At 61.7% G+C, this 7,733-nt stretch carries 12 protein-coding genes; 7 read left to right on the top strand and 5 right to left on the bottom strand.

The window, feature by feature from the left end; all coding sequences use genetic code 11:
• The coding region (locus tag Q2941_RS49695) for an IS110 family RNA-guided transposase (protein ID WP_458197259.1) at positions 1-913 on the bottom strand (913 nt) is incomplete at its 3' end.
• Between the two features lie 185 nt (positions 914-1,098).
• A complete protein-coding gene (locus Q2941_RS49690; RefSeq protein ID WP_458197258.1) occupies positions 1,099-1,950 on the bottom strand; it encodes a DUF3108 domain-containing protein in 852 nt (283 codons plus the stop codon).
• A 482-nt stretch (positions 1,951-2,432) separates the two neighbouring features.
• Here Q2941_RS49690 and rpmB point away from each other — a divergent pair, with 482 nt between their 5' ends.
• The 4 genes from rpmB to Q2941_RS49670 all read left to right on the top strand — a co-directional run bounded on the left by rpmB (position 2,433) and on the right by Q2941_RS49670 (position 4,895).
• Positions 2,433-2,741 carry a 50S ribosomal protein L28 gene (rpmB, locus tag Q2941_RS49685; RefSeq protein WP_027524097.1) on the top strand — a complete coding sequence of 103 codons (309 nt, stop codon included), beginning with the start codon at positions 2,433-2,435 and terminating at the stop codon, positions 2,739-2,741.
• Positions 2,742-2,965: 224 nt separating this feature from the next.
• On the top strand, positions 2,966-3,553 hold the full coding sequence (locus Q2941_RS49680) for an AAA family ATPase (RefSeq protein WP_254109892.1): 588 nt from the start codon (positions 2,966-2,968) through the stop codon (positions 3,551-3,553).
• On the top strand, positions 3,490-4,485 hold the full coding sequence (locus Q2941_RS49675) for an ATP-dependent nuclease (RefSeq protein WP_458197257.1): 996 nt from the start codon (positions 3,490-3,492) through the stop codon (positions 4,483-4,485). Before Q2941_RS49680 ends, Q2941_RS49675 begins: the two co-directional genes overlap by 64 nt.
• A 56-nt stretch (positions 4,486-4,541) precedes the next feature.
• Positions 4,542-4,895, top strand: coding sequence for a hypothetical protein (locus Q2941_RS49670; RefSeq protein WP_458197256.1), 354 nt, complete (start codon positions 4,542-4,544; stop codon positions 4,893-4,895).
• A 129-nt stretch (positions 4,896-5,024) separates the two neighbouring features.
• On the opposite strand, the gene Q2941_RS49665 is transcribed toward Q2941_RS49670, so the two are convergent.
• The 3 genes from Q2941_RS49665 to Q2941_RS49655 form a co-directional block, all read right to left on the bottom strand.
• A complete protein-coding gene (locus Q2941_RS49665) occupies positions 5,025-5,303 on the bottom strand; it encodes a DUF1488 family protein (protein WP_027524096.1) in 279 nt (92 codons plus the stop codon).
• Positions 5,304-5,403: 100 nt separating this feature from the next.
• Positions 5,404-5,700 (bottom strand): hypothetical protein, encoded by a 297-nt coding sequence (locus Q2941_RS49660; protein ID WP_027524095.1) that lies wholly within the window; start codon positions 5,698-5,700, stop codon positions 5,404-5,406.
• Positions 5,693-5,977 (bottom strand): hypothetical protein, encoded by a 285-nt coding sequence (locus Q2941_RS49655; RefSeq protein WP_027524094.1) that lies wholly within the window; start codon positions 5,975-5,977, stop codon positions 5,693-5,695. Before Q2941_RS49655 ends, Q2941_RS49660 begins: the two co-directional genes overlap by 8 nt.
• A 184-nt stretch (positions 5,978-6,161) precedes the next feature.
• Here Q2941_RS49655 and Q2941_RS49650 point away from each other — a divergent pair, with 184 nt between their 5' ends.
• The 3 genes from Q2941_RS49650 to Q2941_RS49640 form a co-directional block, all read left to right on the top strand.
• Complete coding sequence (locus Q2941_RS49650) at positions 6,162-6,353, top strand: hypothetical protein (RefSeq protein ID WP_035662860.1); 192 nt, start codon at positions 6,162-6,164, stop codon at positions 6,351-6,353.
• A gap of 254 nt (positions 6,354-6,607) precedes the next feature.
• Complete coding sequence (locus tag Q2941_RS49645; protein ID WP_458197255.1) at positions 6,608-7,120, top strand: hypothetical protein; 513 nt, start codon at positions 6,608-6,610, stop codon at positions 7,118-7,120.
• Between the two features lie 52 nt (positions 7,121-7,172).
• A partial coding sequence (locus Q2941_RS49640; RefSeq protein WP_458197254.1) for a cell division protein FtsZ occupies positions 7,173-7,733 on the top strand: 561 nt, incomplete at its 3' end.

Below are 7,733 nucleotides of genomic sequence, written 5' to 3'. Positions count from 1 at the left end.
CGATCCGCATCGCCCAGCTCTTGAGCTGCGCACAGCCCTTGATCGGCTTGGTCAGGATGATGTGGGCGGCCTCATAGAGCGCCTCGCGCACGGAAGCGTCGCCATTTTTGCTGATGCGGCCGGAGTAGTCGGTCTCGCCTGACTGGTGCTTCTTCGGTGTCAATCCGAAGAGTGGGCCCGCTCGCTTCGACGAGGTGAAGCGGGTGGGATCATCGATGGCGCTGGCATAAGTCAGCGAAATGATCGGTCCCACGGCCGGCGTCGACATCAACAGCCGAGCCTTGGCATCCAAGAGAGACATCGCCCGGACCCGCTTCTCAAAGCCGTTGAACTCGCGCAGCAGAATCATGTGAACCGCGAGTGTTGCTGCGGCGATCGCCTCGAGGGCCGGATGGCCGGCCACCAGCTCGCCAATCCGGGTTGCAAAACTGCGCTTCGTCGTCTTGCCGACCTTCAGCCCGAAGCCACGCAAGATCCCGCGCAAGCTGTTCTCGACGTCCTGAAGCTTGGCCTGGATCAGCTTGCGCGCCGTCAACATCGCGCGGATCTCCTGTGCACTCATCGACTTACAATGCACCGGCCGGAACCAGCCGAGCCGCATCAATTGCGCGATGTTGCGGGCATCATTGCGATCCGACTTCACCGGCATCGCCTTGAAGGCGTCGCTCGCGTGGCGCGTCTCCAGAAGCTCGACCGCAAGCCCTGCCTGCTTCATCGCCGCGTAAAGCCACTGCGACAGCGGTCCTGCCTCCAGTCCGATCCTGGCAAGACCGAACCCAAGCGAACGGAACCAGTCGATCAGCGCCTCCGGTTCGCTCGCCACCTTGGCCTCCCGAACGATCTTGCCGTTCGCATCGACAACGCACATGCTGGAGCATTCCAATGACACGTCGATTCCGGCATAATAGTCCATGGTCGTCTCTCCTCGATGCTTGGAGCGAGGCTTAGGCCCTGACTCCGCTACACCATCAATGTGAGGGACGACCGCTTGCCTTTCCAACCAAGCCGCGCGACGCGCGCACCAAACAGCGCCGTAGCGAGCGCGGCTTGCGGGGCAGGAACGCCTCTCGGGAGCCCGTTACCCCATCTACGGGACGCCTACTGCGTCTTCGCGACCTTGGGCGGCTGGGGGACGGTGATGAAGCTGGTGGCTTCCAGCATGGCCGGCCCGAGCGGCGTCGGGATCTTCACCCAGAACGGCACCAGGATGCGGGTTCCCGCAACCGGCGCAAACGCGATCTCGATGTTGCGCTGGGCGGCAAGGTATTTGATGACGGGACGATCCGGGATGTAACCGGCGACCGGCACGAAATACAGCGCGCAGACCACGACCGGGCCGCGATAGCCCTTCTCCGCCTTCACGCTCTCCATGCGCTTGAAATCGAGTTTCAAGTCATAGCGCATGCGGCCGTCGAACACGGGGGCGCCGGTGTGGCAGGCCTCCGGCGACAACGGGTCACCGGTGCCGGGCACGCGCAGCAGCGAAGCCGTCATCGGATCCCAGACCCCGCGGCGGTGCGCCTCGGTGACGACGATACGATCAGGGTCGACCGGCGGCTCCGGCGCGATGCCGAACTCCTTCACATTGCCCTTGTCGAGGACGATGCGGATGTCCTCGGTCTTCTTCGAGGTGGTGGTGGAGGCCTGGTAGCCGGTCGCAACCAGCGCGCCGTTGACGACGCGGCCCTGCGAGGCGCCGGTGCCGGACCCGCCGGTGAAGGATTTCAAAATGCCGATGGTGCCGCCGGAAGCGGCAGCCGAGAACATGTCGTCCTGGATGTCGATGGTCCAGGCGCCGCGGCCGACCGGAATGCCCGACAGCGTCGCCTCATACTGCGCCTCGAGCCGCCCTTGCGCGGAAGCCGGCGCCATATCCCAGCCGAGGCCGCAAAGGACCGTCAGGGCCAGCCAGCCGCAGGCACGCGGCCGGGGCGAGAAAGACAGAGGCATGATCACGTTCAGCTGCAATCCGATGATACCGCCAGTCCCGTACTTAAGCCAAAACCGGCGGCAAACAATGTCAGGGGTCGGGCAATCCGCGCCCGGCCGCTTGGAACCGGCCTCTCTTTCCGCTCCGATTACGCCCTTTATGTGATGGTAAGGCATTTCAATCATTGCCGTTTTCGTGAGCGGGGCCGCGTACTCGGTCACCTCTCCCGCCCCTTGTTCCGCCGTCATGCCCCGGCTTGACCGGGGCATCCAGTACGCCGCGGCCTCTCGGTTGAATCACAACCGCCTCTGGAATACTGGATCGCCCGGTCGAGCCGGGCGATGACGCCGGTGGCTGGGTCGAAAGCGCGGCCAAAAACTTGACGTCTTGCCCCTTCCCCCCTATACGTCCGCCCGCTCCCTGCAAGGACAGAAAATTTGCACCCCCGTGGCGCCCCGAATGGCCGCCGCAAATCGTTGGGGGAACGGAAAGGGTTTTTAACATGTCTCGCCGCTGCGAACTGACGGCCAAGGGCCCCCTCGTCGGCCACAAGGTCAGCCACTCCAACATCAAGACCAAGCGCCGCTTCCTGCCGAACCTCGTCAACGTGACGTTCATCAGCGAAGCCCTCGAGCGCAACGTGCGCCTGCGCGTCTCCACCAATGCGCTGAAGAGCGTCGACCACAACGGCGGCCTGGATGCCTACCTCGTCAAGGCCCGCGCCGGCGACCTCTCCCCGCGCGCGCTGGAATTGAAGCGCCAGATCGAGAAGAAGGTCGGCGGCGCTCAGCCTGAGAAGAAGGCGAGCTAAGAGATCTACGAGCTGGGCCGGGGGCACGCGTAAGCGTCGCGTGGCGTAGCTTAGGAAGCGTTGAGTTTGAGTGACGGCCGGGTCGAAAGATCCGGCCGTTTTTGTTTTGCGGCGCAAGCGCATCTGGATGGAAAAACCGGCTGTCTCCTCGTTCCAAAGTTGCAAGCTGCTTCTCCAGTAGCGAATCCAAGTTATGGTAGCTTTCTGGTTGCAGGGGGAGGCCGATGGAGCTTACCAAGTTTCGTATAACGAACTTTCGTTCGATCAATGACAGCGGCGAAATTGCAATTGACAAGATCACGTCGCTCGTAGGCCGCAACGAGAGCGGCAAATCCAATCTAATTCTGGCGCTTGCCACTTTGAAGCCACCTGGCGGGCGTGCGGCTCTCTCCGCGATAAAGGATTTTCCACGGGGGCGCCGGCTAGAGGAGTGCAAGGCGGACACTCCGGTCGTGTCTAGTACGTGGAAGCTCTCAAAGAGCGAGAGTGCTGAGCTAGCGAGACTATTGCCTGGCTCGCCGAGGCTTTCAGAAGTGGAGATCGGGCGGGGCTACGACCTTGCCATTAGGGTCAACATAGATGTGAAGGTGCCCGTGCTCGATCTTAAGAAGACCGCCGCGGCGTCACGCAAACTGAGACCCGTTTTAGGTCCGAAAATCGACACGCTCGACGTTCCACACAAGACAAATGCCGAAAGCGCTTGGAACGCCTTCGATGCGGCGACTTCCGAGGCCCATGATATGAAAGCATGGGCCGTCACGCTCCCGGCCGCATCAACAACTCTTCGTTCTCACTTGGTAGCGCCGGCATAGTTTTGGGCGATGCTGAGGACGAGATTCTAGCGGATATCGAGGAACAAGCCAGAGGCGTCTCGGGTTTCGATGCCGCGCTCGACAAAGCGAAGAAACTCATCGAGGGATGGCTACCGATCTTTGTTTATGTTTCCGAATTCCCCGAGTTGAATGGCCACCAGGACCTCGACACTTTTACGCAACGGCGGGGACACGATCCGTCTCTCATCGAGAGAGAAAATAACTTCGAGAAATTGGCGAGAGTTGCTGACTTCGATCCAGCGCGCCTCAACAATATTCGCAACGAACACGAGGAACGAGCTCAAATTCTAAACAGAGCTGGCTCGCTTGTAACTGCGGAAATCAGGAGGCTGTGGAAAGATCAAACTTTGATGGTGCGATTCAATTTAGACGGACCCCACCTCGATATTTTGGTCTCCGACCCACATGCTGAATATCCCGTCGAAGTAAACTTAGACGAGAGAAGCCGCGGCTTTCGATGGTTCTTCGCGTTCTTCATTACGTTTTCGGCTGATACGAGAGGAGGAAATGCTGATGGAGCAATTCTACTCTTGGACGAACCAGGCCTCTATCTGCATGCCAAATCACAAGGAGATCTGCTTAAGCATCTCCGGGAAGACTACAAAAATCAAATCATCTACACTACACATTCGCCGTTCATGGTACCGGCCGACGCCATCAAGATCGTCAGAACTGTAAATATTCAACCCTCGTCCGGCACCACGGTAACCAAACACGCCCACCGGCGATTCCAAAACGCTGTTTCCGCTTCAAGCAGCGCTGGGTTATCACCTTTCACAAACCCTGTTCATTGGAAACTACAATCTCATTGTGGAGGCATTACAGACTTTGGATCCTCTCATCAATCAACGCCCATTTCGCTACCAGTGGGCGACGAACTTTACCGGCGGAGCTTACGCTTATGCCGGTAGGAGGCGCCGGACGAGTGTCCTACATGGCCGCCCTGCTGGCCGCAGAAGAGCTATGAGTGCTGGTACTCCTCGACGATGATCGGGCGGGACGAGAGACGAAGACCGACTTAGTGAAAAGCAGACTCGTTCGCGAGACTGCCATCACTTTTGTAACCGAAGCATTCGCGTCTTCTACTCCTAGTGAAGCAGACATTGAAGATTTGCTCGACCCTTCCATGTACAGCGCTCTTGTTCAAGAGACGTACGCTTCAGAACTAAAAGGCAAAGCTCTCTCGCTCAATCCCAAAATTCCAAGGATTGTTAAACGATATGAAGAGGCATTTGCGGCTGCACAGCTTGAATTCAACAAGACCCGGCCAGCCCGCGAATTCATGTCTCGAATGGTGAAAGAACCGGCTTCCGTTCTTTGAGCCGAGAGCCAAGCCCGGTTCGAATCCCTTTTCGAAACAATCAGTGCGAAATTCAAGAAGCTGCGGCCTCGGCAATAACGAAGAGCGTCCGGGACGGCTTGCACCGATTCAACCAAAGCTCATCCTGGCCTAGCTCGTAAAGTCGATGCTCCGCAGCACGATGCCCGGGGGCGTGCCTTCGAACTCCGTCGCGCGATATTTGCCGGCGGCGCGGGCTTCGATGCGGTCGCGCAGGCGCAGGAACTGCGCTTCGCGCTGCTCGGGGCGGGCCTGCGGGCCGCGCTCGAGATAGTCCATCGCGGAGGTGGAGATCGCGCAGGGAATCTCCTTCGCGCCGTCGTGCATCGAGAACAGCACGATCATCCTGTCGTATTCGTGGCCGATATAGCGGCCGCTCGTGAGCGTCATGGGCCTTACTCCTCGTAAACACGAATCCTGTGAACGAGAAACGCGTTGCAGGCCCGCGCGTCCGCACGGAGCGCCGGCATGGCGCACCGCCAGGATCGCCTCAGCCCTCCCCGCCGAGCCGGGCAAAATCGTCGAGCAGCGCCGCCACCAGCGCGCGGTGCCGCGTGTCCTCCGCCGGGAGGCTCGCGGCGTAGAGATTGAGCACGTAGCGCGCCTTCGCCGCCGCCTCCGGCCACGACGCGGCGGGAACGGTCAAGAGCTGGTTCTCCAGCACGGCCTCGCGCTCGCGCAGCTCCCGCAGATTGTTTTCCACCTCCGCCAACGCGCGGCGCAGGCCGGTCGCCTTGCGGGCGGCCATGCCGCGATGCTCGTCGAGATCGACCGGCTCGTCAGACATCGCCGGGCACCTTACCAGAGGCGCTGGCATCGATGCGCTGCGCGTCCGCAAGGTCGACCGAGCCGATCGACACCATCTCCACCGCGCCGCCGCGGGCGCCTTCCGCCGGCACGACGATCATGGTGGCGATGCGGCGCCAGACGGAGAAGGACAGGCCCTCGATCGTCTCCTCGTTGGTGACGACCTCATAGGCGCCCGGCGGCAATTGCCGTGCGAGGCCGCGGATGTGGAACGGATGGTTGAAGGTGACGGTCTCCCGCCGCGAGCGGATGGTCATGTAAGCCTGCCTTTCGCGAGATGGCCCCAACCGCCGCTTGTTTCGGACAGTGCGCCCGTTCAGCGTCAATAGCCACCGCTTTTCTCAGGCGAGGCCCGCGCCGGAACGCCGCTGCGCAGCAGCAGCGTCTTAGCGCTCGCTATCCGCAAGTCAGGAGCGTAGGCTTTCGCATCACCGCATTTTCTTGACGGCATCGACCTCGGTGATCGTTCCGCTACTCGACACACCACGGGAGGACGACATGGCAAAGGGTCAGCAACGCAGCAATCGCGAAGCCAAGAAACCGAAGAAGGAAAAGGCCAAGGTGATCGCCGCGGCGCCGAGCCGCAAGGAGGCCGCCTGGCAACCGGACTTCGGCCCCGCGAAGAAGAAATAGACGCCAGGCATCGCGCTCGCGGTTCCGGCAAGCCCGGCCATGACGAGAGCCGACACACGGTGCTGCCTTAACCTCGCCCCGCCTCGGCATGGTCACGCGCCGAGGACATGGCACCGCTGGCAGGCCAACCTCAATCCGGTGCCGGGGCCCGCCCCCGCGTTAACCGTCCATTAACCAACGCAGCCTAGCCTCAAGTCATCGTCCAGCCATCATCAGCCCGAAATGCCTCCCGGTTCATTCCAGGATGACAGCCGATGTCCGTTGAGTTGTTGACGTATGCCGAGCTAGGCGCCCGCCTCAACGTCTCGCGCGAGGCCGCTCGTTCGCTTGCCAGGCGGCGCCGGTTGCCGCGCTCGCGTTCGGATGATCGCAAGGCCCGGGTAGGCGTCGATTTCTCCGAACTCCGCTATAGGCCGCGCCCGCGAATTGGCCGCCAGGCGGACCCCATCGCCGCCTCCATGGCAAAGATCGAGGCATTCAAGAGCGAGGCATTCAAGGCGGAGATCGCGCGGCTCGAAGCAAAGGCAGCCGGCTACAAAGCGGATTTCGAGCGCGAGCGCGAGCGCGCCGATCGCCTCGCCGTCGAGCTGCTGCAGGCGGCTGCCGAGACGACGGCAGCCAATGCGTGGGCGGCACAATTGGAAGATGAAGTGGCGGACTTACGGACCGGTCGCCGTGCCAGCGGCTCGACCGCGGGACGGGCCGCGCTTCGATTGGGACATCTGGCGGCGGCCATCGTGGCAGCAGACCGCGCAGCTTTCAGGTAGCACGCGATACTTTCTTTTAATCCCCGGCTTGCCGGACCAACGCGAGGGAACAATGGCTGGCATCACCGATCTTCACGAAATGAGGGCGCGCATCGTCGTGTTCGGGGTCGGCGGCGCCGGCGGCAATGCCGTCAACAACATGATTACGGCCGGGCTGCAGGGGGTCGAGTTCGTCGTCGCCAATACCGACGCGCAGGCGCTTGCCATGTCGAAGGCCAAGCGCCTCATCCAGCTGGGCACGAAGGTGACTGCAGGCCTTGGCGCCGGCTCGCAGCCCGAACTGGGACGCGCCGCAGCCGAAGAGGCCATCGATACGATCCGCGATCAATTGACCGGCGCACACATGGTGTTCGTCACGGCCGGCATGGGCGGCGGTACCGGCACCGGGGCTGCCCCCGTCGTCGCCAGGACCGCGCGCGAGCTCGGCATTCTCACGATCGGCGTGGTCACCAAGCCATTCTACTTCGAGGGCCAGCGCCGCATGCGCTCTGCCGAAACCGGCATCGAGGAGTTGCTCAAGACAGTCGACACCCTCTTGATCATCCCGAACCAGAACCTGTTCCGGGTAGCCAGCGAGAAGACCACGTTCGCCGATGCCTTCGCCCTTGCCGAT

This window comes from Bradyrhizobium sp. UFLA05-153 (assembly GCF_054185185.1).
This window is presented reverse-complemented; position numbering and strand designations above follow the sequence as displayed.

Excerpts from the sequence above, each read along its gene's own strand:
- Q2941_RS49660 (WP_027524095.1), bottom strand. The coding sequence starts at position 5,700 with ATGTCTGACGAGCCGGTCGATCTCGACGAGCATCGCGGCATGGCCGCC.
- rpmB (WP_027524097.1), top strand. The coding sequence starts at position 2,433 with ATGTCTCGCCGCTGCGAACTGACGGCCAAGGGCCCCCTCGTCGGCCAC.
- Q2941_RS49675 (WP_458197257.1), top strand. The coding sequence starts at position 3,490 with ATGGGCCGTCACGCTCCCGGCCGCATCAACAACTCTTCGTTCTCACTT.
- Q2941_RS49655 (WP_027524094.1), bottom strand. The coding sequence starts at position 5,977 with ATGACCATCCGCTCGCGGCGGGAGACCGTCACCTTCAACCATCCGTTC.
- Q2941_RS49665 (WP_027524096.1), bottom strand. The coding sequence starts at position 5,303 with ATGACGCTCACGAGCGGCCGCTATATCGGCCACGAATACGACAGGATG.
- Q2941_RS49680 (WP_254109892.1), top strand. The coding sequence starts at position 2,966 with ATGGAGCTTACCAAGTTTCGTATAACGAACTTTCGTTCGATCAATGAC.
- Q2941_RS49690 (WP_458197258.1), bottom strand. The coding sequence starts at position 1,950 with ATGCCTCTGTCTTTCTCGCCCCGGCCGCGTGCCTGCGGCTGGCTGGCC.
- Q2941_RS49645 (WP_458197255.1), top strand. The coding sequence starts at position 6,608 with ATGTCCGTTGAGTTGTTGACGTATGCCGAGCTAGGCGCCCGCCTCAAC.